The sequence below is a fragment of the Asprobacillus argus genome, assembly GCF_032248395.1.
Classification (GTDB): Bacteria; Bacteroidota; Bacteroidia; order Flavobacteriales; family Flavobacteriaceae; genus Polaribacter; species Polaribacter argus.
Genome location: NZ_JAVTTO010000004.1, coordinates 1 through 22,323 on the forward strand (window position 1 = coordinate 1; position 22,323 = coordinate 22,323).

The 22,323-nt window shown below is 35.4% G+C and carries 27 protein-coding genes; 23 read left to right on the forward strand and 4 right to left on the reverse strand.

Going from position 1 to position 22,323, the window contains the following annotated elements; translation table 11 throughout:
• Positions 1–136 precede the first annotated feature (136 nt).
• From RQM59_RS10155 to RQM59_RS10170, 4 genes are all read right to left on the reverse strand, one after another.
• Entirely contained in the window at positions 137–3,433 is a 3,297-nt protein-coding gene (locus tag RQM59_RS10155) for a SusC/RagA family TonB-linked outer membrane protein (RefSeq protein WP_349242002.1), read from the reverse strand.
• Positions 3,434–3,848: 415 nt separating this feature from the next.
• A complete protein-coding gene (locus RQM59_RS10160; protein WP_349242003.1) occupies positions 3,849–5,183 on the reverse strand; it encodes a vanadium-dependent haloperoxidase in 1,335 nt (444 codons plus the stop codon).
• A gap of 2 nt (positions 5,184–5,185) precedes the next feature.
• Positions 5,186–8,428 (reverse strand): VCBS repeat-containing protein, encoded by a 3,243-nt coding sequence (locus tag RQM59_RS10165; protein WP_349242004.1) that lies wholly within the window; start codon positions 8,426–8,428, stop codon positions 5,186–5,188.
• 89 nt (positions 8,429–8,517) lie between these two features.
• Positions 8,518–10,086 carry a BamA/TamA family outer membrane protein gene (locus tag RQM59_RS10170; protein ID WP_349242005.1) on the reverse strand — a complete coding sequence of 523 codons (1,569 nt, stop codon included), beginning with the start codon at positions 10,084–10,086 and terminating at the stop codon, positions 8,518–8,520.
• 266 nt (positions 10,087–10,352) lie between these two features.
• On the opposite strand from RQM59_RS10170, the gene rpsL reads away from it, so the two are divergent.
• From rpsL to rpmD, 23 genes are all read left to right on the forward strand, one after another.
• Positions 10,353–10,727, forward strand: coding sequence for a 30S ribosomal protein S12 (gene rpsL / locus RQM59_RS10175; RefSeq protein WP_018943587.1), 375 nt, complete (start codon positions 10,353–10,355; stop codon positions 10,725–10,727).
• A gap of 27 nt (positions 10,728–10,754) precedes the next feature.
• Positions 10,755–11,231 carry a 30S ribosomal protein S7 gene (rpsG, locus tag RQM59_RS10180; protein ID WP_349242006.1) on the forward strand — a complete coding sequence of 159 codons (477 nt, stop codon included), beginning with the start codon at positions 10,755–10,757 and terminating at the stop codon, positions 11,229–11,231.
• Between the two features lie 5 nt (positions 11,232–11,236).
• Positions 11,237–13,354 (forward strand): elongation factor G, encoded by a 2,118-nt coding sequence (gene fusA, locus RQM59_RS10185; RefSeq protein ID WP_349242007.1) that lies wholly within the window; start codon positions 11,237–11,239, stop codon positions 13,352–13,354.
• A gap of 19 nt (positions 13,355–13,373) precedes the next feature.
• Complete coding sequence (rpsJ, locus tag RQM59_RS10190; protein ID WP_024740605.1) at positions 13,374–13,679, forward strand: 30S ribosomal protein S10; 306 nt, start codon at positions 13,374–13,376, stop codon at positions 13,677–13,679.
• 186 nt (positions 13,680–13,865) lie between these two features.
• Positions 13,866–14,483 carry a 50S ribosomal protein L3 gene (gene rplC / locus RQM59_RS10195; RefSeq protein WP_349242008.1) on the forward strand — a complete coding sequence of 206 codons (618 nt, stop codon included), beginning with the start codon at positions 13,866–13,868 and terminating at the stop codon, positions 14,481–14,483.
• Positions 14,483–15,109 (forward strand): 50S ribosomal protein L4, encoded by a 627-nt coding sequence (rplD, locus tag RQM59_RS10200; protein ID WP_349242009.1) that lies wholly within the window; start codon positions 14,483–14,485, stop codon positions 15,107–15,109. The genes rplC and rplD overlap by 1 nt, the downstream gene beginning before the upstream one ends.
• Before the next feature lie 4 nt (positions 15,110–15,113).
• Positions 15,114–15,404: a 50S ribosomal protein L23 gene (rplW, locus tag RQM59_RS10205; RefSeq protein WP_349242010.1), complete on the forward strand. Its 291-nt coding sequence runs from the start codon at positions 15,114–15,116 to the stop codon at positions 15,402–15,404.
• Between the two features lie 11 nt (positions 15,405–15,415).
• The gene (gene rplB / locus RQM59_RS10210) at positions 15,416–16,240 is read left to right on the forward strand and encodes a 50S ribosomal protein L2 (RefSeq protein ID WP_349242011.1); all 825 of its coding nucleotides are present in this window, start codon (positions 15,416–15,418) and stop codon (positions 16,238–16,240) included.
• Positions 16,241–16,246: 6 nt separating this feature from the next.
• On the forward strand, positions 16,247–16,525 hold the full coding sequence (rpsS, locus tag RQM59_RS10215) for a 30S ribosomal protein S19 (protein ID WP_288955405.1): 279 nt from the start codon (positions 16,247–16,249) through the stop codon (positions 16,523–16,525).
• 6 nt (positions 16,526–16,531) lie between these two features.
• Positions 16,532–16,936 carry a 50S ribosomal protein L22 gene (gene rplV, locus RQM59_RS10220; RefSeq protein ID WP_349242012.1) on the forward strand — a complete coding sequence of 135 codons (405 nt, stop codon included), beginning with the start codon at positions 16,532–16,534 and terminating at the stop codon, positions 16,934–16,936.
• A gap of 11 nt (positions 16,937–16,947) precedes the next feature.
• The gene (rpsC, locus tag RQM59_RS10225) at positions 16,948–17,667 is read left to right on the forward strand and encodes a 30S ribosomal protein S3 (protein ID WP_349242013.1); all 720 of its coding nucleotides are present in this window, start codon (positions 16,948–16,950) and stop codon (positions 17,665–17,667) included.
• Between the two features lie 23 nt (positions 17,668–17,690).
• Positions 17,691–18,122 (forward strand): 50S ribosomal protein L16, encoded by a 432-nt coding sequence (gene rplP / locus RQM59_RS10230; protein ID WP_349242014.1) that lies wholly within the window; start codon positions 17,691–17,693, stop codon positions 18,120–18,122.
• A gap of 12 nt (positions 18,123–18,134) precedes the next feature.
• Complete coding sequence (rpmC, locus tag RQM59_RS10235; RefSeq protein ID WP_349242015.1) at positions 18,135–18,326, forward strand: 50S ribosomal protein L29; 192 nt, start codon at positions 18,135–18,137, stop codon at positions 18,324–18,326.
• Between the two features lie 19 nt (positions 18,327–18,345).
• Positions 18,346–18,603 (forward strand): 30S ribosomal protein S17, encoded by a 258-nt coding sequence (gene rpsQ / locus RQM59_RS10240; protein ID WP_349242016.1) that lies wholly within the window; start codon positions 18,346–18,348, stop codon positions 18,601–18,603.
• A 1-nt stretch (position 18,604) separates the two neighbouring features.
• A complete protein-coding gene (gene rplN / locus RQM59_RS10245) occupies positions 18,605–18,973 on the forward strand; it encodes a 50S ribosomal protein L14 (RefSeq protein ID WP_093868908.1) in 369 nt (122 codons plus the stop codon).
• 12 nt (positions 18,974–18,985) lie between these two features.
• The gene (gene rplX / locus RQM59_RS10250) at positions 18,986–19,294 is read left to right on the forward strand and encodes a 50S ribosomal protein L24 (protein WP_349242017.1); all 309 of its coding nucleotides are present in this window, start codon (positions 18,986–18,988) and stop codon (positions 19,292–19,294) included.
• 2 nt (positions 19,295–19,296) lie between these two features.
• Positions 19,297–19,848: a 50S ribosomal protein L5 gene (rplE, locus tag RQM59_RS10255; protein ID WP_349242018.1), complete on the forward strand. Its 552-nt coding sequence runs from the start codon at positions 19,297–19,299 to the stop codon at positions 19,846–19,848.
• Between the two features lie 3 nt (positions 19,849–19,851).
• Positions 19,852–20,121: a 30S ribosomal protein S14 gene (rpsN, locus tag RQM59_RS10260; protein WP_349242019.1), complete on the forward strand. Its 270-nt coding sequence runs from the start codon at positions 19,852–19,854 to the stop codon at positions 20,119–20,121.
• 161 nt (positions 20,122–20,282) lie between these two features.
• Positions 20,283–20,681: a 30S ribosomal protein S8 gene (rpsH, locus tag RQM59_RS10265; RefSeq protein WP_349242020.1), complete on the forward strand. Its 399-nt coding sequence runs from the start codon at positions 20,283–20,285 to the stop codon at positions 20,679–20,681.
• 10 nt (positions 20,682–20,691) lie between these two features.
• Positions 20,692–21,237 carry a 50S ribosomal protein L6 gene (rplF, locus tag RQM59_RS10270; protein WP_349242021.1) on the forward strand — a complete coding sequence of 182 codons (546 nt, stop codon included), beginning with the start codon at positions 20,692–20,694 and terminating at the stop codon, positions 21,235–21,237.
• 11 nt (positions 21,238–21,248) lie between these two features.
• The gene (rplR, locus tag RQM59_RS10275; protein WP_349242022.1) at positions 21,249–21,599 is read left to right on the forward strand and encodes a 50S ribosomal protein L18; all 351 of its coding nucleotides are present in this window, start codon (positions 21,249–21,251) and stop codon (positions 21,597–21,599) included.
• Positions 21,600–21,602: 3 nt separating this feature from the next.
• Positions 21,603–22,127 (forward strand): 30S ribosomal protein S5, encoded by a 525-nt coding sequence (gene rpsE, locus RQM59_RS10280; RefSeq protein ID WP_349242481.1) that lies wholly within the window; start codon positions 21,603–21,605, stop codon positions 22,125–22,127.
• 11 nt (positions 22,128–22,138) lie between these two features.
• The gene (gene rpmD / locus RQM59_RS10285; protein ID WP_349242023.1) at positions 22,139–22,318 is read left to right on the forward strand and encodes a 50S ribosomal protein L30; all 180 of its coding nucleotides are present in this window, start codon (positions 22,139–22,141) and stop codon (positions 22,316–22,318) included.
• Positions 22,319–22,323 lie beyond the last annotated feature (5 nt).

Consider the following 22,323-nt stretch of genomic DNA (forward strand, 5'->3'; position numbering starts at 1 on the left):
TCGTAGTTTGTTGGCTTGTTCCAGATACACCACTATTGTCTAGTATATCTTCATTACAACCAAAACTAAAACTTAGTATAGCAGCAACTAATGTTAATTTTAAAATTTTTCTCATGATTGTTAATTAATTTTTTTATTAAAATTTAACTCTTACACCTAATGTTATTGTTGTAGCAGGTGCGTATATTCTTCTTGCCGAGCTTCCAGTTTCTCTAACAGACGGATTAAATCCGTTTCTTGCTGTCTTAATGAAAAGGTTATCTCCTGAAACCCACAAGTTTAGTGCATCAATACCTGAATTTGCCATAAATGTACTTGGTACAGTATAACCGATTCTTGCATTGTTAAGTGCTATAAAGTCTGTGCTTGTTATAAAACGCGACGATTGTGAAGTCGAGTTTGTAATTGCATTATCTGATAATAAAGGAACATCTGTAATATCTCCAGGATTTTGCCATCTGTTTAAGATATCGCTATGGAAGTTATTACCTGCAGCTCCAAATCTATCACTCATTAATTCAGCATACTGTCCGTCATAAGCGTATCCACCTAAACTATAAGTAAACTGAGTAGAGAAATCAAATCCTTTCCACTTACCAGAAAGTCTAAAAGCACCTCTAACTGTAGGAATAAAAGATTTGTTTAAATATACTTGTGTACCGTTTGCATACGTTTTAGTAACAGTTCTCTTTATGTTTGCATTCGAAGCACTTTGTTGGTATTCGAATAAAGAACTAGTTGAACTTGCGCTACCGTCTTCAAGAGTTGAAAAATCACCCTCTCCAGCGTCTAGTACATCATTGTTGTTTCTATCATCATAGTATTGGTACCACATTGGAGCACCGTCAGAAGGATCAACTCCTGCCCACTCTCTCATGTAGAAATCGAATATAGAACGACCAACAGAGTATGCATAAGCTCCATCTAAACTAGAGTTCTCATCGATAATTTTTGGAAGACCAGTACTTGGATCTAATGGCATAACTTTCATTTCATTACTAAGCATTTCACCATTAATAGAAAGGTCTAATTTAAAGTCCTCTTTATTAATAAGGTGTCCAGTTACGTCAAATTCGAAACCAGCATTCAATACTTCACCATCATTAACTCTTACAGAAGAAAAACCAGCTGAAGGTCCAACTCTTTGGTTAAAGAATAAGTTATCAGTGTTTTTTCTATAGTAATCAAAGTTTGCATCTAAGTAATCTCCTAAACTAAGCTCTACACCACCTTGTAACATTTTAGAAGTTTCCCATGTTAAGTTAGGATCTCCTACTAGGTTTTCAGAAAGTGCTAATGAACCTCCTACAAAACCAGCATTAAATGTGTTGAAACCTAAAGATGTAGATACACCTTGTTGATCACCAGTAATACCCCAAGAAGCTTTAACTTTTAAGTAAGAGAATACACTATCCTCTAAAAAGTCTTCTTCACTAAGTACCCATGCTCCACCAACAGAACCAAATACACCCCATTGATCGTTAACAAATCTAGAAGATCCATCCGTTCTCAAAGAACCTGTTAAATAGTATTTACCAGCGTAGTTATAGTTTACTTGTGAGAAATAAGAATCAATACCTGATCCATTACTCCATCCGTCAGATGGACTAGTTTCTTGTAAGTAGTTACTTAGATTATACAATCCAGGGATTACAACATCCTGCTTGAATTGACGATCTTGCGTGAAAAGTTGCTCAAATGATTCATGTGCAACCAATGCATTAATATTATGATCTCCAAATGTTTTGTTATAACGTAATAACTGTAAGAAAGTTTTAGACCATCTTAATTGATCAGTTACTGTAATGTTACCATTTGTGTTTGCACCAGTACCATAAACATGGTTAGATGCATTATTTCTTCTAAAGAAAGAGAATTGTCCACCAAATCTAGTTTCAAAAGTGAACTCCTCGTTAATTTTGATTTCAGCAGATAAGTTACCATTTAAAGAGTGAATATCTCTACCATCAAAATCTAACACTGCAGAACCAATTGGATTCAATAAGTTCGCATTTGGACGGTTTCTTGTAAATGGAACAGGTGCTGTAGTTCCCGTTGGAGAACCATAGTCATACTGAGCTCCACCAAAGATAGGATCTGGAACTAAATCTCCAGTATCTGGGTACCTTGCAAAAACAGGGTAGATAGGCGCCATTTTATCAGCGAACTCAAATACGTTCTCTGATCCAGCAATCTGCCCGTTGTTAGTACTCTCAGAATACGAATATCCCATATTAGCACCAATCTTTAACCAATCTTTTAAGTTAGAAGTTAAGTTAAGTCTTGTAGTATATCTTTTGAAGTTTGAGTTTATAGAATAACCCTTATCGTCTAAATATCCAATAGAAACGAAATATCTAGATTTTGCAGAACCTCCGCTTGCACGTAGGTTAGCTTCAGTTCTAATACCAGTACCAAATGCTAAATCTGCATATCTTTCAGGAGTAAATAATCTGTTAACTCCAGCTCTAACTGTTTTTGTTGCAGGATCAATTAAGTCTGCAGCAGTAGCAGCAGCCCACATGTTATAACCTGCACCAATACCATTGTCAGTTAGTAATCTACCATTTGCAAATGCAACTGGATCAGGGTTACCTGTAACAACTCCTCTATTGAAAAGTCCTTCCCAAACTAAGCCAACATATTGCTCTGGAGAAGAAATTACGTTATATCTAGGAATAACCTGAGAGTTAACACCTGTCTTTACGTCAACTTCAATAGAACCAGTTTCGTTAGAAGTACCAGTTTTAGTTGTAATTAATACAACACCATTTGCACCTCTAGAACCGTAAATAGCTGTTGCAGTCGCATCTTTAAGTACCGTTGTACTCTTGATATCTGCAGGGTTAATAGAGTTTAGATCAAAATTTCCAGAAAAAGGAACACCGTCTACAACGTATAAAGGAGCACGGTTACCTAATGGAGAACCATATCCTCTTACACGCACTGTACCAATAGTACCTGGCTGACCAGATGTATTAATTACAGTTACCCCAGCAACCTCACCTGCTAACGCTTGTGATACATTTGAGAATGATTTAGCTTCTAGGTTTTCAGCTTTTACCACAGATGCAGTACCTGCGTACGCTTTCTTAGTGGTAGTACCGTAACCTACAACTACAACCTCATCAAGTACTTCTCCACCTTCAACCATTTTTACGTTAATAGTATTAGCTGCTCCAACTGTTTTTTCAACTGTCTTGTAACCTAAATAGGTGAAGACTAAAACATCACCAACCTTAGTTTTGATAGAATACTTTCCATCAAAATCTGTCTCAGTTCCAGTAGTAGTACCTTTAATTAAAACACTAACCCCAGGTAAGCCCCCTGAATCATCAGAAACAGTACCCGAAATTGTCTTTTGTTGTGCAAAAGAAATTTGCACTACAAACGCTAGTAATAGCGTTAAAATTCCATTAAACTTTGTCTTCATTGTATAATTATTTGAATTAATTAATGCCAAAAGTCTTAAATAAATCTTAAAACTCCAATTTTTTAACAAAAAAAAACTTAAAAAGGTTAACAAATTGTTAATCGATTTTGAGTTTTGTTGACACATCGTTAAAAAAAGAACGATAGGCCAACAATAATTTCGGAGTCTTTTAATTTCTTTGTGCTAAAGAACTTTTGGACAAGATAATTCAAGATTCAATAGATCCTGATAATGGCTAAAGAGCAAACAGTTAAATACTTACGCCTTCTAGAAGCATGATCATTAAGGTGTCATTAACTCAAAATGATATTTAATGAAAAGCGTACTCTTCGCTATATGTTTATCTAGAAAATTTGTAAACTACTACTATCCATTGCCTAATAAGTCGAAAGAAACTAATATTCCTATCACGGAATTAATTTTTCCTAAAAGAAATGGTGGTATTTACGTGTTCTCCTACTTTTATGCCTTGATCGATCCCTAAATTGACTGCGGAGATATAATGTATCCCTCCATACATCCTACTTATTGCGGCTTCTTCTGCCGCGACTCTGAATGATGAAAACTTTCTCATTGGTAGGTTGTACGGAATCTCTGTAGTATCCTCGAAGGAAAAATTGTCACCAAAAATGGAGGTGAGCACTTCGGAAGCGGCTCCAGAAACAACCGAATGTCCACTTGTGTACTCAGGAAATGGAGGAGTCTGAAGGATAGGTTCCCACGACTCATCAATATGCTTATTAATTAAAGTTTCAGGTCTTATCAGGTTGCTTCTGTATTTCTCGTCCCAACAGCTGATAAAAGCATCAGTAATAGCAATAGAGGTTTTTGTGTATGCAAAAACTGTTTTCTCAAAATCCGAATTGGTTTGTTTACATGCTATTTTACAAATACCAATCCAATGTGCCCCAGGAGTGATCTTTTTAGCGGCAAACATGAAGTGTCCTTTGTTAATGGATACATAAGGGTTACAATCCCAAAATTGTGCTATTGCTATCTCTTCAGATGTATCTCCCTTTTTTCTTATTTCTTGACTTATCGTATAGACCTCTTCCAATTCTTTATAGAAATCACTTCCTTTTTTAAGAGAAAACTTAGGATGAGAAAGTGGCTTGTACTGCGCAGCAGAATCAAGACTGAAGGTTCTAATCTTATTCCAGTGAGGTTCTATACCCTCCATATAGGCCGGAGGCGTCGGTTGCCATCTTGAAGGGTCATCAGAAGAGATATTGAACTCAGGCATAGTACGGGTCTCTTTGTAATTATCTGTGTTCATCCACGATATAATATGTGTAGAAATCGGTAGGGCGTGGTTTTTAGCTTGCAAGAACGCATCTTTATTTTTCGATTCCCATACATTGTATAAGCTATCTCTATAGGAAGTGATTTGATCTTTAGAAAAGACCAATTCTTTTGCAACATCTAAATATGCGATTATAGAAGCCAATTTCAGGTCAATACCAGTAGTGCTAGCCTCATGTTGTAGTTTCTCCAAACCGTTCAACTGATTTGCTAGTGATTTATAACGCGTACTTCCTTGATTAAGAACCTCATACGAGGCGATATTTGGATATGCATATATGCGACTAGCTACTGGTGGAGAAAAGATGTCATGAATCATTACAGAGGTTAGTTTATCTACTGCATGATGATAGTCATTCGGCGTAATCTCTATTTTTTCTGTACTTGAGGAACATGAGAGTAGCACAAAAGAGATAAGAATCGTGATTGTGAGTTTTTGAATGCCCATTGCTATTTTTTAGATGTGTATACTTTTAAGCTATCATTATTGGAAAGAACTAGCAGAACATTATCTTCTTTCATTTTGATGGTAGCGGTTTTCTTAATTTGACCGTTAAAGGGATGCAAGCCGATCTTTGAGACTGGTTTGTAGTCCTTTAGCGTGTTTACAACAAGGCCTTTTAAGGCCTTGTACGCTCCATGATAGGTGTTTACTTTTAGGGAATTCCCACTTAACAGGATTTTTTCTTTATTGTCAATATTGATTTTTGAAAATGAATTAATCGGGGCTAATTGAAAATCTTGAGGGAACTTAATGAATTGGTCGAAGTTACCATTATTATTTTCAATATAACCAGAAGCAAGCGTGTGAACTTCGTATAAGGTTGCATTATCCACTCCGTACTTTGTCAATACTGTTTCTATGGGTTGCATTGCAAATGTCTTATGATTCACAAACCTTTTATTAACAACATTCATCTGTGAAGCCAGTTCGTCTTTAGAGTTTAAAGGGTAGTACTTGTTATTAACAGCATAGGCCAGTATTGTCTCATATCTTCCGTTAGCATCAAAATCACTGTGATACATTCTTAATGGTGCCTTAGGGTTCGGGTTAAGCTTTGTGTTTAGTCCCCAGTTTCCTAATAAAATATCCTTATCACCATCGCCATCAATATCATAACTTGTGATAGCTTGCCACAAGCCATTTAGGTTTTTAGGGCTGTCTATAGGTTTAAGTGATCCTTTTGTATTCATGTATAATTTTGGTGTATCCCATTCCGCAGATACTAAAAGGTCTTTTATTCCATCGCTATTAATATCTTGCCAGGTAGCAGAAGAAACTTTCGAGAAAAGGGTAAAATCAGGGTCTTTAGTGAAGTTTCCATTTCCATCATTTACCAAAATATACGAAGGAGCGTTCAATCCATAATTATTAGGATCGGATAGATTTCCTACAAATAGATCTTCATCACCATCATTATCATAATCATATGCTGCAATTGTAGAAGTATTGAAATTGTTAGCTGGAATTTGGTCTGTTGATCTCTTAAGTATTCCGTTATTGTTAATATACAATCTGTCGACTTCATAATTCTTATTTCTCAATGAGTTAATTCCGGATGCTACGTATAGATCAAGGTCTCCATCGTTATCAGCGTCAAAGAATTGTGCATCATTATCCTCAAATAACGCATCGTTTTCAACTCCAACATCTATGGCTTTTGAAAAGTTGGTTCCATTGTTTAAAAATAACGCGGCTTTTTCACCAGAGCCGTTCCCAATAAAAACATCATCAAAACCATTATTGTCCACATCTCCTATTGCCATTGCAGGACCCAATGTTGATACTTTATATGGAATCAATCTTTCGTGATTAAAATCATTATAATTGTCCTCAATATGTTTAAAGTGAATCAACTCTTTTTCTATAGTGTATTTTTGGTTTTCATTATTTAGGTCATATCCATAATTAGGATTATCCTCATTGTAGCGTATAACAATACTTTTGTTTATCTCTGGAGCTATTATTTTTTGGTAGGTATTATTAGGCCAAATAATCTTTAGCGAGTCAATGCTGCTAATTGTATCAAGACCAAAATGCAATTGATTGTCAATGGATGATAAAAAACCTCTGGATTTAAAAAGTTGCTTCAGTTGTATTTTACCGTTATTATAGATCATGACCTTAGAACCGATTCCTTCTTTGTTGCCAGGAACATAATCTAGTTTTATCGCGATGTGATTTTTGGTGTTATTTGTTGTGTTTTCTAATATACTAGGATAATCATTTAGGTTGTTCGTAACCAAGTCAAGATCACCATCCTGGTCAAGGTCCAGATAAATAGCACCATTAGAAAGAGAAGGTTTTTTTTCAATCCAAGTCCCCGTTTTATTGGCTAACTTCTTAGAGTTTCCCTTAAAGATTTCATTGGAAACTTTTCCGCTTGGCATTTCGTTAATGGATTTATAGAGCCATGCTAAACCTCGTTTAACACCTTTTGTTTTGAATGTACTTGCCACATATTTCTTAAAATCTAAATCATTTGGCCTACGAAGAATTCCATTTGAAATAAATAAGTCTTGATGTCCATCGTTGTCAAAATCTGCGACTAGAGGCGCCCAACTCCAATCCGTATCTGCAATACCATTTAAAAATGCAGCCTCGTAAAAGTAATCTCCAGAATTATTTATCTGAAGCATATTTCTAGAATACTGATCCTTATATCCTAATTTTCTTAAACGCTCTTGTTGGTTAAACATAGCGTCATCTCCTTCTGATTCCTTAAGCACTTTTTCATCGCTAGGTAGCATATCTAATGTAACGATGTCTTGATAACCATCACCATTTAGGTCTGCAGCATCACTACCCATAGAAAACCTGCTAATAGTAGAGAAGCTTTCCGATAGTTTTTCGGAGAATGTGCCGTCTTGATTATTTATATAGTAATAATCATCTTCATGAAAGTCATTACAAACATAGATGTCATCCCATCCATCGTTGTTGTAGTCTGCAATGGAAGCACTAAGGCCATAGCCGTTAACTCCGCCATAGATATTGGCGCTATTGCTTACATCGGTAAATTTCCCATTGTTATTTTGAAGTAAAACATCACCTACTAGCGGCATACGCTTATTTCTGGCACTTGCTGGTCCATGAGTGCTTGTAGTATGTACTGCGTGATTTACGATATAAACGTCAAGATCGTTATCCTTGTCATAGTCGAAGAAATAAGATTGTGTTGAGTATCCTTTGAAATCTAGTCCATATTCTTTGGCTTTTTCTGTAAACGTACCATCTCCGTTATTGACAAACAATTCATTATGTCCTTTAAAATCAAGTAATCCACTTACAGCACAAACATAAATATCCAGATAACCATCATTGTTAATGTCTATCATCGTTGCTCCAGTATTCCAGCTAGATGCACCTCCTATATTGGCATTTTCGGAAATATCTTCAAACTGGAGGTTTCCTTTGTTCAGGTATAATTTATTTTTTCCTTGATTAGAGACAAAGTACAGATCGCTCAGCCCATCATTATTAACATCTCCTGCTGCTACACCTGCACCATTATAATAGTAGATGTAATTAATAATGCTGTGATTTACATCTTCTGTAAGATTGTTTTTAAAATCAATACCTGTTTTGTCGGCAGAAAGCTCTTTAAATAGATAGCCGGCATTTTGAGAATCTTTAGCGCACCCTAAACATAGAAAAATGAGGAGGATTGGCGTTAAGTACCATTTTCTCATAGTTGTATTTGAAATAATGTATTAGTTAGTGTCCCAAAGATATAAAAAATACCTATTGTTAAGAAAAATATAAATAATTGTTAAAGTTTTCAAAAAAAGCTAGTAAAACTTACATTGAGCTTGGCATTATTGAAATCAAAATCACTGTTGGAACTCTTACCCAAAACAACCCCTAGGTTTACCTGCGTACTTTTTATTGAAAAAAGGTATCCAAAACCTAAACCAAAAACGGATTCCGTTAAATCAGCAATAGTTTTGATAAATCCGACATCTGAAATAGTATATAAATAGGATGTTCTTGAGGTTGCGAATCGATATTCCATATTCATATAGGTAAACTGCGATGTAAATATACTTTGTTCATTAAAGCCTCTCATACTGTTAACTCCACCAATTCTGTAAACTTCGTTTTCCAGAAAGAAGTCGGATAACAGAATGCCGGTTTGATTGCGAAAATAAATTTGGTTACGCTCATTCAAAACAAATGTGTTCGATAAGGTTAAATTAAACTCATATTGTTCGCTCTTGCGAGCATCGGTTTTTCTGGTGCCAAACAAAGCGTGAAAAGATATATTTAGTCCGGCCTGGCCCAAAATGCTTGTTTTTGGGTTTTGGTATTGAAAGCCAACACCGAAAAAGCTTCGGTCAAAAGCTTCAATGTTATTAGTTGTGATGGTTTCTTTTAAGTTGTTGGATGTAAGGTTTGAATAGTTAAATGAGATCTTAGATTTAGTATTGATCTTGTACGGTAATGCAAGGTTAAATTGTGTGTTTAAGAATGTGGAATCTTGCTTGTATAAGTTAAAACGTACGTCAGGACTGATTCGGGAGTTGAATGCATAAGGGATTCGCGTAGCTAATGAGAATTCTTGTTTTTCATTACCAATGCTATTCCAAAATAGCGATACATTTTCACCACCATCGAATAGATTATTTAGTTTTAGATCTACTGTCCCGTTGAATAAAAGTTTACTGTTATTGTCGTTCGAAGCAAATGATACGATACCGTCAAAGCTGTTATTACTTTTCTTTTTTAGGTATAAGTAAAGTATGGTAGAATCTTTTGCAAATAAAACTTCTGGAGGTTTTATTTCTTCAATAAAAGAAAGAGATTTTGTCAGGTCAGAAATTTCAGTCAACTTTTGAGAGTTGAATACATCGTTTTTACGAACATTTAAATCATAAGTGACTACCCTGTCTGAAATATTTGAATATCCCTTAATAATTATGTTGTCAATCTTGCGAATATTTCTTTCAATAACGTGCAACGTGCCGAGAAGGATAGTGTTCTTTAGTTGCAAATTCTTTAATGACACTTCGGAGAAAGACTTTCCTTCTTGATCAAGTTGATTAGAAATTGAACTTAAAAATGATTCAACGTTGTTCGTTTTTAGCTTAAGAGTGTCGCCTTTTTTTAAATGATTGATCGAGGTTGGTATATATATATGAACAGATTCAATACGAAAACCCAAAGAGTAGTTAACAGTATACACATTTTCGCTTGATTGATTTATCTCTTTTTGATGTAAAAAGTAACCATTTCTTTTTAGCAGTAGATCAATCTTTTCAATTTCTTTATAAACAGACGAACTATCATTATGAGAATTCGTGTATTCAATTTTTTGAAGAAAGATATTCTCATTTGGATCGTCAGACATGATTTTTAGCGTAAGTTTTTGCGCAAAAATTCCATGACCTAGAAGGTAAATGGCAATGATGGATATTTTAGATGAAAATTTGATATTAAAAATGAAATTAACGATGTTGCCAAAAGTATAATAAAATCAATTAATTGAAGGCTGTTTCAATGATTAAGAAAAAATAACTTACTGATATTTGATTAAATAGAAATTAGTTGTACATTTGCACACTCTTAAAAAGAGAGATAAGTTTAATAATAAACGAAAAACAGTAATAATTTAGTATGCCAACTATTCAACAATTAGTTCGTAAAGGAAGAACCAAAATAACTAAGAAGAGTAAATCGGCCGCTTTGTCGTCTTGTCCTCAAAGACGTGGAGTTTGTACACGTGTATATACTACTACACCTAAGAAACCTAATTCTGCTATGCGTAAAGTAGCTAGGGTAAGGTTAACGAATGGTAATGAGATTAACGCGTACATTCCAGGTGAAGGACATAACTTACAAGAGCACTCGATAGTATTAGTTAGAGGTGGAAGGGTAAAAGATTTGCCAGGAGTAAAGTATCACGTAGTACGTGGAGCTTTAGATACAGCGGGAGTTGAGGGAAGAACTCAACGAAGATCAAAGTATGGAGCAAAACGCCCAAAGAAGTAAAATTAGTAACTTTTTTAATGTAAAGACATGAGAAAAAGAGCAGCGAAAAAAAGAATTCTTTTACCAGACCCAAAGTTTAATGATCAGTTAGTTACACGTTTCGTGAATAACTTGATGTGGGATGGTAAGAAGTCAGTAGCGTTCAGAGTATTTTACGATGCAATAGATATCGTAGAGCAAAAGAAAGAAGACGAAGAAAAAACAGCATTAGAGATTTGGAAAGATGCATTATCTAATGTAATGCCGCACGTAGAAGTTCGTTCAAGACGTGTAGGTGGAGCAACATTCCAAATTCCAATGCAAATTAGACCAGATCGTAAAGTATCTATGGCTATCAAATGGATGATTTTGTATACTCGTAAGAGAAACGAAAAAACCATGGCACAGCGTTTAGCTGCCGAAATTTTAGCTGCGGCTAAAGAAGAAGGAGCTGCTGTTAAGAAAAGAGTAGATACTCACAAAATGGCTGAGGCAAATAAAGCATTCTCACACTTCAGATTTTAATAGAAATGGCTAGAGATTTAAAATTTACAAGAAATATAGGTATTGCAGCTCATATTGATGCTGGAAAAACTACAACTACGGAACGTGTATTGTATTATACAGGAGTTTCTCATAAAATTGGAGAAGTTCATGATGGTGCAGCGACTATGGACTGGATGGAGCAAGAACAAGAAAGAGGTATTACAATTACTTCTGCTGCTACAACATGTACATGGGATTTTCCAATTGAAAATGGAGAAAAAACTCCAGAAACTAAAGGATATCATTTTAATATAATTGATACTCCGGGCCACGTTGATTTTACTGTTGAGGTAAATAGATCATTGCGTGTTTTGGATGGTTTAGTTTTCTTATTTAGTGCAGTAGATGGTGTTGAGCCGCAATCTGAAACTAACTGGAGATTAGCGGATAACTATAAAGTGCCTAGAATTGGTTTCGTTAATAAAATGGACCGTCAAGGATCAGACTTTTTAGGAGTTTGTCAGCAAGTGAAAGATATGTTAAAGTCAAACGCGGTGCCAATTGTTTTAAACATTGGTGACGAAGATGAGTTTAAAGGTATTATTGATTTAGTAAAAAATCGTGCTATCGTATGGCATGATGAAACTCAGGGGGCAACTTTTGATATTGTTGATATTCCTGAGGATATGAAAGAAGAAGCTCGTAAGTATCGTGCACTTTTAATTGAAGAAGTTGCAAGTTACGATGAGGATCTTTTAGAAAAATTTATGGAGGATGAAGATTCTATTACTGAGGAAGAGGTGCATGCTGCACTGAGAGCTGCTGTAATGGATATGGCTATCATTCCAATGATTTGTGGTTCTGCATTTAAAAACAAAGGTGTTCAGTTTTTATTGGATGCTGTATGTCGTTACTTGCCTTCTCCTACGGATAAGGAAGGTATTGTAGGTGTAAACCCAGATACAGAACAAGAAGAAGTGCGTAGACCAGATGTAAAGGAGCCTTTTGCTGCTTTAGCTTTTAAAATTGCTACAGATCCTTTCGTAGGACGTTTAGCTTTCTTTAGAGCATATTCAGGTCGTTTAGATGCAGGTTCTTATGTGTTGAATAATCGTTCAGGTAAAAAAGAACGTATTTCAAGAATCTACCAAATGCACGCGAATAAGCAAAATGCTATCGAATATATTGAAGCTGGAGATATTGGTGCTGCTGTAGGATTTAAGAGTATTAAAACAGGTGATACATTATCAGATGAGAAACATCCAATCGTATTAGAATCGATGGATTTTCCAGATCCAGTAATTGGTATCGCGGTAGAGCCTAAAACTAAAGCGGATGTTGATAGATTAGGTATTGGTTTAGGAAAGTTAGCTGAAGAGGATCCTACTTTTACAGTGCGTTCAGACGAAGCTTCAGGACAGACTATTATTTCTGGAATGGGTGAGTTACATTTAGATGTAATTGTAGATCGTTTAAAACGTGAGTTTAAAGTTGAGGTAAACCAAGGGCAACCGCAAGTAGAATATAAAGAAGCTATTACGGCTGCTGCAGATCACAGAGAAGTTTACAAAAAACAATCTGGTGGACGTGGTAAGTTTGCGGATATTGTATTTACAATGGAACCAGCTGATGAAGGTTTTCAAGGATTGCAATTTGAATCTATTATCAAAGGAGGTAACGTTCCAAGAGAATTTGTACCGTCTGTAGAAAAAGGATTTAAAGAAGCAATGAAGAATGGTCCTTTAGCAGGATATGAAATGGATTCAATGAAAGTAACATTAAAAGATGGGTCTTTCCACGCGGTGGATTCTGATCAACTATCTTTTGAGTTAGCTGCTAAATTAGGTTTCAAAGCTGCTGCAAAAGCTGCAAGAGCTAAGATTATGGAGCCATTGATGAAATTAGAGGTATTGACTCCTGAAGAAAACATGGGAGATATTGTAGGAGATTTAAATAGAAGAAGGGGTCAGGTAAACGACATGAGTGATCGTGCTGGATCTAAAGTTGTAAAAGCAATAGTTCCATTGTCGGAAATGTTCGGTTATGTTACTGCTTTAAGAACAATGTCTTCTGGTAGAGCAACTTCTACAATGGAATTTTCTCATTATGCAGAAACTCCACAAAATATTTCTGAAGAAGTAATCGCTGAAGCAAAAGGATAACCTACTAAATAGAAAAACGATGAGTCAAAAAATTAGAATAAAATTAAAGTCTTACGATTACAATTTAGTAGATAAATCTGCTGAAAAGATAGTAAAGACAGTAAAGAGTACTGGCGCTGTTGTAAACGGTCCAATTCCTTTACCAACGAATAAAAAAATCTTTACGGTTTTACGTTCACCTCACGTGAATAAGAAATCTAGAGAACAGTTTCAATTATCTGCTTACAAGCGTTTGTTAGATATCTATAGTTCTTCATCTAAGACTATTGATGCTTTAATGAAACTTGAATTGCCTAGTGGAGTTGAAGTTGAGATTAAAGTATAAGTAAAACATTTCGAAGTAGCTCGGTAATCATAATGGTTATCGAGCGAAATCGAAAAACATGTCCGGAGGGTTTCGCGAAGGAAAAACGGTAAAATACATTCAAGGTTGAAGGTATTTTCAACCTATTTTTTTGAAAGGAATTTAAAGGAAAAATAAATAAGTAAATAAATTAATAATTAATTAAATATGTCTGGGTTAATAGGAAGAAAAATCGGAATGACCAGCTTATTCGACGAAAATGGGAAGAACATTCCTTGTACAGTAATCGAAGCAGGTCCATGCGTTGTTACCCAAGTCAGAACCGAAGAGGTTGACGGATACAATGCGTTGCAACTTGGTTTCGATGACAAAAAGGCGAAGAGTTCTAACAAGGCGTTAGACGGTCACTTTAAAAAAGCTGGCACCACTGCTAAAAGAAAAGTCGTTGAATTCCAAGGGTTTGAAGAAGAGTACAAATTAGGTGATTCCATCACAGTAGAGCACTTCGTAGAAGGAGAGTTTGTTGATGTGTCTGGAGTTTCTAAAGGAAAAGGTTTCCAAGGAGTTGTAAAGCGTCATGGTTTTGCGGGTGTAGGTCAAGCTACTCACGGTCAGCATAACCGTTTAAGAGCTCCAGGATCTATTGGTGCTGCATCATATCCTGCAAGAGTTTTCAAAGGAATGAAAATGGCAGGAAGAATGGGTGGCGAAAAAGTAAAAGTTCAAAACTTACGTGTTTTAAAAGTAGTTGCTGAAAAGAATCTACTTGTTGTCAAAGGAGCAATTCCTGGGCATAAAAACGCGTTCATAACTATTCAGAAATAATGAAAGTAGCAGTTTTAGACATCACAGGAAAAGATACGGGAAGGAAAGTTGAACTTTCTAAGGACGTATTTGGAATTGAGCCTAACGATCATGCTATTTATTTAGATGTAAAGCAGTACTTGGCTAATCAAAGACAGGGAACTCACAAATCTAAAGAAAGAGCGGAAATTGTAGGTAGTACAAGAAAGATTAAAAAACAAAAAGGAACTGGTACAGCGCGTGCGGGAAGTATTAAGTCTCCGATTTTTAGAGGTGGAGGACGTGTTTTCGGGCCAAGACCGAGAAGTTACTCTTTCAAATTGAATAAAAACTTGAAACGTTTAGCGCGTAAATCTGCGTTAAGTATTCAAGCAAAAGACAATAATTTAGTAGTAATTGAAGACTTTAACTTTGATACGCCAAAGACAAAGAATTTTGTCAATGTGTTGAAAGCATTGGAGTTAGATACTAAAAAGTCATTGTTTGTGTTGGGTGAGTCAAATAATAATGTATATTTGTCGTCGCGCAATTTAAAAAGTTCTAAAGTTGTAAATAACTCAAGATTAAGTACTTATGGTATTTTAAATGCCAACAAAGTAGTAATCACTGAGAGCTCTTTAGAAGGAATTAACTCAAATTTAAGCTAATAGGATGAATATTTTAATTAAACCTATTATTACGGAAAAAGCAACAGGTGATAGCGAATTATTTAATCGTTACGCTTTTGTTGTAGATAAGAGAGCTAACAAGTTAGAAATTAAGGATGCGGTAGAAACTGCATACGGAGTTTCAATTTCTAGTGTAAAGACTTTAAATTATCCTGTAAAAAGAAATACTAAATTCACTAAAAAAGGTTTAGTAACAGGTACGAAAAGTGCTTTCAAGAAAGCAATTGTGCAGTTAGCAGAAGGAGAAAGTATTGATTTTTATAACAATCTTTAAGAAAAGACAGCATGTCAGTTAGAAAATTAAAACCAATAACACCAGGTCAGCGTTTTAGAGTTGTAAATGGGTTCGACACCATTACAACTGATAAGCCGGAGAAAAGTTTACTTGCTCCGAAAAAACGATCTGGAGGTCGAAACAGTCAGGGTAGAATGACAACTCGTAATATCGGAGGTGGTCATAAACAAAGATATCGTATTATCGATTTTAAAAGAGATAAGAAGGATATCCCCGCAACAGTAAAAACTATTGAGTACGATCCAAATCGTACGGCATTTATTGCTTTACTTAGTTATGCTGATGGTGAAAAGCGTTATGTGATTGCACAAAACGGTTTGCAAGTAGGTCAAACAATTGTTTCAGGTAATGGAGTTGCTCCAGAGATCGGAAACGCGATGCCTTTAAGTGGTATTCCTTTAGGGACTACAATTTCATGTATAGAATTACGCCCAGGTCAGGGAGCTGTAATGGCTCGTTCAGCTGGTTCTTTTGCGCAGTTAATGGCAAAGGATGGTAAGTATGCAACAGTGAAATTACCATCAGGAGAGACAAGATTGATCTTATTAACTTGTATGGCTACGATTGGAGTAGTGTCTAATTCAGATCACCAATTACTAGTATCTGGTAAAGCAGGTAGAAGTAGATGGTTAGGAAGAAGACCTAGAACCAACGCTGTAAGAATGAACCCAGTCGATCACCCAATGGGAGGTGGAGAAGGACGTGCTTCAGGAGGTCATCCAAGATCTAGAAATGGTATTCCTGCAAAAGGATTCAAGACCAGATCTAAGACCAAAGCGAGTAATAAATATATTATAGAACGTAGAAAGAAATAATAAGTCATGGCAAGATCATTAAAAAAAGGACCTTACGTTCACTATAAATTAGAGAGAAAAGTATTGGCTAATGTGGAGTCAGGAAATAAATCAGTAATCAAAACTTGGTCTAGAGCAAGTATGATTACCCCTGATTTCGTAGGTCAAACTATCGCAGTACATAATGGACGTCAATTTGTGCCAGTTTATGTAACTGAAAATATGGTAGGACATAAATTAGGCGAATTTTCACCAACTCGTTCTTTTAGAGGACACGCTGGTGCAAAAAATAAAGGAAAAAAATAGTAGGAAATGGGAGTTCGTAAAAAAAATATGGCAGATCAGTTAAAAGAGGCTAGAAAAAGCAGAGCTTTTGCTAAACTAACTAACTGTCCTACATCACCAAGAAAAATGCGTTTAGTAGCAGATCAGGTAAGAGGAGTGGAAGTTGAAAAAGCTTTACAAATCTTAAAATTTAGCCCTAAAGAAGCATCAAGAAACTTAGAGAAATTGTTAATGTCTGCAATTGCAAACTGGCAAGCTAAGAACGAAGATGCTAGTATCGAGGATGCTGGATTATTTGTAAAATCTATTTGTGTAGATAGCGCAGGAATGTTAAAAAGATTAAGACCAGCTCCACAAGGGCGTGCTCATAGAATTCGTAAGCGTTCTAATCATGTTACTTTAGAGTTAGGTGCAAAAAATATCAGTAATTAATCATAGTAGAAATGGGACAAAAAACTAATCCAATAGGAAATCGTTTAGGAATTATCAGAGGATGGGAATCTAACTGGTACGGAGGAAAGAACTACGGTGATAAAATTGCTGAAGATGATAAGATAAGAAAGTATATTAATGCTAGATTATCTAAAGCAAGTGTTTCTCGTGTAATTATCGAGCGTACTTTAAAACTTGTAACCGTTACTATCACTACGGCACGTCCTGGTATCATCATTGGTAAAGGAGGTCAAGAGGTAGACAAGTTAAAAGAAGAGCTTAAAAACATTACAGGGAAAGAAGTTCAGATTAATATTTTTGAGATTAAAAGACCTGAATTAGATGCAAAATTAGTTGCGGCTAGTGTAGCTCGTCAAATCGAAAATAGAATTTCTTACAAGAGAGCAATCAAAATGGCTATCGCGGCCTCTATGAGAATGAATGCAGAAGGGATTAAAATTCAAATTTCTGGTCGTTTAAACGGAGCAGAGATGGCACGTTCTGAGCATTTTAAAGAAGGTAGAATTCCTCTTTCTACATTTAGAGCTGATATCGATTATGCACTTGTTGAAGCTCATACTACCTATGGAAGATTAGGTGTTAAAGTATGGATTATGAAAGGTGAGGTTTATGGTAAGAGAGAATTATCTCCGTTAGTAGGATTATCTAAAAAACAAGGTGGTGCTAATAAAGGTGGTAATCAAAAACGTCAACCTCGTAGAAGAAAATAATTTTTAAAAATTAGAAATTAACAATGTTACAGCCAAAAAGAGTAAAATACCGTAAGGTACAGAAGGCGAAAGGAAATATGAAGGGTATTTCTGGTAGAGGAAATCAACTTTCTAATGGAATGTTTGGTATCAAATCACTAGACCAAAACCTACTAACTTCTCGTCAAATAGAAGCGGCTCGTATCGCGGCTACTCGTCATATGAAAAGAGAAGGGCAACTTTGGATTAAAATTTTCCCGGATAAACCTATCACTAAAAAACCTTTAGAGGTACGTATGGGTAAAGGTAAAGGAGCTCCAGATCATTTTGTTGCTGTTATTAAACCAGGTAGAATTTTGTTTGAAGTTGGTGGTGTGCCAATGGATATTGCAAAAGAAGCTTTACGTTTAGCAGCTCAGAAACTTCCAGTAAGAACGAAGTTTGTAGTAGCAAGAGATTTTGATTATAACGCTTAATTCGATAAGAACATGAAACAGTCAGAAATTAAAGAATTATCAGCAGCTGATTTACAAGAGAAGCTTGGAGCGTTGCAAAAAAATTATACTGATCTTAAGATGGCTCACGCCATAACTCCATTGGAAAACCCAATGCAGTTAAGAACCTTAAGAAGAACTGTAGCAAAACTTGCAACAGAGTTAACCAAAAGAGAATTACAATAATTCTAAGTCAGTTTTAAAGATGGAAAATAGAAATCTTAGAAAAGAAAGAATAGGTGTTGTTTCTAGCAGCAAAATGGAGAAATCTATTGTTGTGTCAGAAGTAAAAAGAGTAAAACACCCGATGTACGGAAAGTTCGTATTGAAAACGAAAAAGTACGTTGCGCATGACGAAAAGAATGATTGCAACGAAGGAGATACTGTTAGGATCATGGAAACACGTCCTATGAGTAAATCTAAGCGTTGGAGATTAGTAGAAATCCTAGAAAGAGCTAAATAATATGTTACAGACAGAATCAAGATTAAAAGTAGCAGACAACACTGGAGCAAAAGAAGTTTTAGTGATTAGAGTTTTAGGAGGAACTAAAAAGCGTTATGCTAGCGTTGGAGATAAAATTGTAGTAACTGTAAAGTCTGCAACTCCAAACGGAACCGTTAAGAAAGGTCAAGTATCAAGAGCAGTAGTTGTTCGTACGAAGAAAGAAGTACGTCGTAAAGACGGATCTTACATCAGATTTGATGATAATGCATGTGTACTTTTAAATCCTACAGAGGAGATGAGAGGAACTCGTGTATTTGGTCCAGTTGCGCGTGAACTTCGTGAGAAACAATTTATGAAGATAGTATCATTAGCACCTGAAGTGCTTTAAAAAGATAAGACGATGACAAAGTTTAAAATCAAATCAGGAGATACTGTTACAGTAATCGCAGGAGATCATAAAGGATCTGAAGGAAAAGTATTACAAATCCTTAGAGATAAGAATAGAGCAATTGTAGAAGGTGTAAACTTAGTTTCTAAGCATACTAAACCGAGTGCTCAAAGCCCTCAAGGAGGAATTGTAAAGAAAGAAGCTTCTATCCATATCTCAAACTTATCGTTAGTTGAGGATGGTAAAGCTGTTAGAGTAGGATATACAGTTGATGGAGATACTAAAACTAGAATCTCTAAGAAAACGAATAAAGCAATATAATCATGAGTTACGTACCAAGATTAAAAGCAGAATATAAGAGCAGAGTAATAACAGCTCTTACGGAAGAATTTAGCTATAGCAACGTAATGCAAGTGCCTAAACTACAGAAAATTGTAGTAAGTAAAGGTGTTGGAGCTGCTATTGCTGATAAGAAATTAATTGATTATGCTGTAGAAGAGTTAACGACTATTACAGGTCAGAAAGCAGTTTCTACGATGTCTAAAAAGGACGTTGCATCATTTAAATTACGTAAAGGAATGCCAATTGGTGTTAAAGTTACTTTACGTGGAGATAAGATGTATGAGTTCTTAGATAGATTGGTTACAGCTTCTTTACCTCGTGTAAGAGACTTTAACGGTATAAAGGCAAATGGATTTGATGGAAGAGGTAATTACAATTTAGGAATTACTGAACAGATCATCTATCCGGAAATTAATATTGATCAAGTGAAGAAAATCAATGGAATGGATATTACGTTTGTAACATCTGCGAACACTGATAAAGAAGCAAAATCATTATTAGGAGAATTAGGTTTACCATTCAAAAAAAATTAAGAAATGGCTAAAGAATCAATGAAAGCCCGTGAGGTGAAAAGAGCAAAAATGGTTGCAAAGTATGCTGAAAAGAGAAAAGCTTTAAAAGAAGCTGGAGACTATGAAGGTTTACAAAAATTACCAAAGAATGCTTCGCCAATTAGAATGCACAATAGATGTAAACTAACTGGAAGACCAAAAGGGTATATGCGTCAATTCGGAATCTCTCGTGTGACTTTCCGTGAAATGGCAAATCAAGGATTGATACCAGGTGTTAAAAAAGCAAGCTGGTAGAAGTTAAAAATAACCTCAAAAAATAAAAATAGAATGTGTACATTTGCACGCTCTATTTTTTTGAGTATAAAGAAAATTAACTGATTATAGGTTTAATTATCACAGAGAAATCTGTAGGTAAATAGAGGTAATTAAAAACCGTAATCGCAATTTAAATAAATATGTATACAGATCCAATCGCAGATTATCTAACGAGAGTTAGAAATGCAATATCTGCAGGACACAGAGTAGTAGAAATTCCTGCTTCGAATTTGAAGAAGGAGATGACTAAGATTTTGTTCGAACAAGGGTATGTTTTAAGTTACCAATTCAATGATAGTTCTGTTCAAGGAACCATCAAGATTGCCTTAAAATATGACCGCGATACAAAAGAGTCAGTAATTAGAAAGATTCAACGAATCAGTACACCAGGTTTACGTAAATACGTTAGTGCAAAAGAAATGCCTAGAGTATTAAATGGACTTGGTATTGCTATTGTTTCAACATCCAAAGGTGTGATGACTAATAAGAAAGCACGTACAGAGAATGTTGGAGGAGAAGTTTTATGTTACGTTTATTAAGCCTTAGGAGATGAGTAGAATAGGAAAAAATCCAGTGAGCATTCCACAAGGTGTAGATGTAAACATTAACGACAACACAATTACAGTAAAAGGAAAATTGGGTGAGTTAACTCAAGAAGTTTCAGAAGGAATTACTGTAAAAATTGAAGATGCAACAGTCACTTTAGAAAGAGCATCTGAAAGTAAGACACACAAAGCGCAACATGGTTTAATGAGAGCTTTGTTACATAACATGATTGAAGGTGTAAGTAAAGGATGGACTAAAGAATTAGAATTAGTCGGTGTAGGTTATAGAGCTTCAAATCAAGGGCAAAAATTAGATTTAGCATTAGGATATTCTCATAATATTGTTTTAGAATTAGCTCCAGAAGTTAAGGTTGAAACAATTTCTGAAAAAGGGAAAAACCCAATCGTTAAGTTAACTTCTTTTGATAAACAATTGGTAGGCCAAGTTGCTGCGAAGATTCGTGGTTTCCGTAAGCCAGAGCCATATAAAGGAAAAGGAGTGAAATTTGTAGGTGAACAATTAAGAAGAAAAGCAGGTAAATCTGCATAATTTATAGAGTTATGGCATTATCAAAGCTTGAAAGAAGAACTAGAATTAAGCATAGAATCAGAAAAATTGTTTCTGGAACGGCTACTAAACCAAGATTATCTGTGTTTAGAAGTAATAAAGAAATTTATGCACAACTAGTTGACGATGTAAACGGAGTAACAATTGCTAGCGTTTCATCAAGAGATAAAGACATTAAAGCAACTTCAAAAGTTGAGGCAGCTACTGCAGTAGGAAAAGCCATTGCAGAAAAAGCTACTAAAGCTAGTGTAGAAACTGTTGCTTTCGATAGAAACGGATATTTATATCACGGAAGAGTTAAAGTATTAGCGGACGCTGCTAGAGAAGCTGGTTTAAAATTTTAAGAAATTATGCAAGGATATAAAAACGTAGAAAGAGTTAAGCCAAGCGGATTAGAGCTTGTAGATAGATTAGTAGGTGTACAACGTGTAACTAAAGTAACTAAAGGTGGTAGAGCATTTGGATTCTCTGCTATTGTTGTAGTTGGCGATGGTAACGGTGTTGTAGGTCATGGACTAGGGAAATCTAAAGATGTTTCTTCGGCTATTGCTAAGGCAGTAGAAGATGCAAAGAAGAATTTGGTAAGAATTCCAATATTAAACGGAACATTACCGCACGAACAAAAAGGAAAATTTGGAGGAGCTAAAGTATTTATCAAGCCAGCTTCAAATGGTACCGGAGTTATCGCGGGTGGTGCAGTACGTGCCGTATTAGAGTCTGTAGGTATTCATGATGTATTATCAAAATCTCAAGGATCATCTAACCCTCATAATGTGGTAAAGGCAACTTTTGATGCTTTATTACAATTACGTAGCGCGGCTTTAATCGCGAAACAAAGAGGGATTTCTTTGGAAAAAGTATTTAACGGATAAATCTAAGAGCGATGGCAAAAATTAAAGTTACACAAGTAAAAAGTCAAATCGGGCGTCTACAGAATCAGAAAAGAACTTTAGAGGCATTAGGTTTACGTAAAATGAACCAAACTGTAGAACATGAGGCAACTCCTACAATTATTGGTATGGTAAATAAAGTTAAACATTTAGTTTCTGTAGAGGAAATTTAATATAA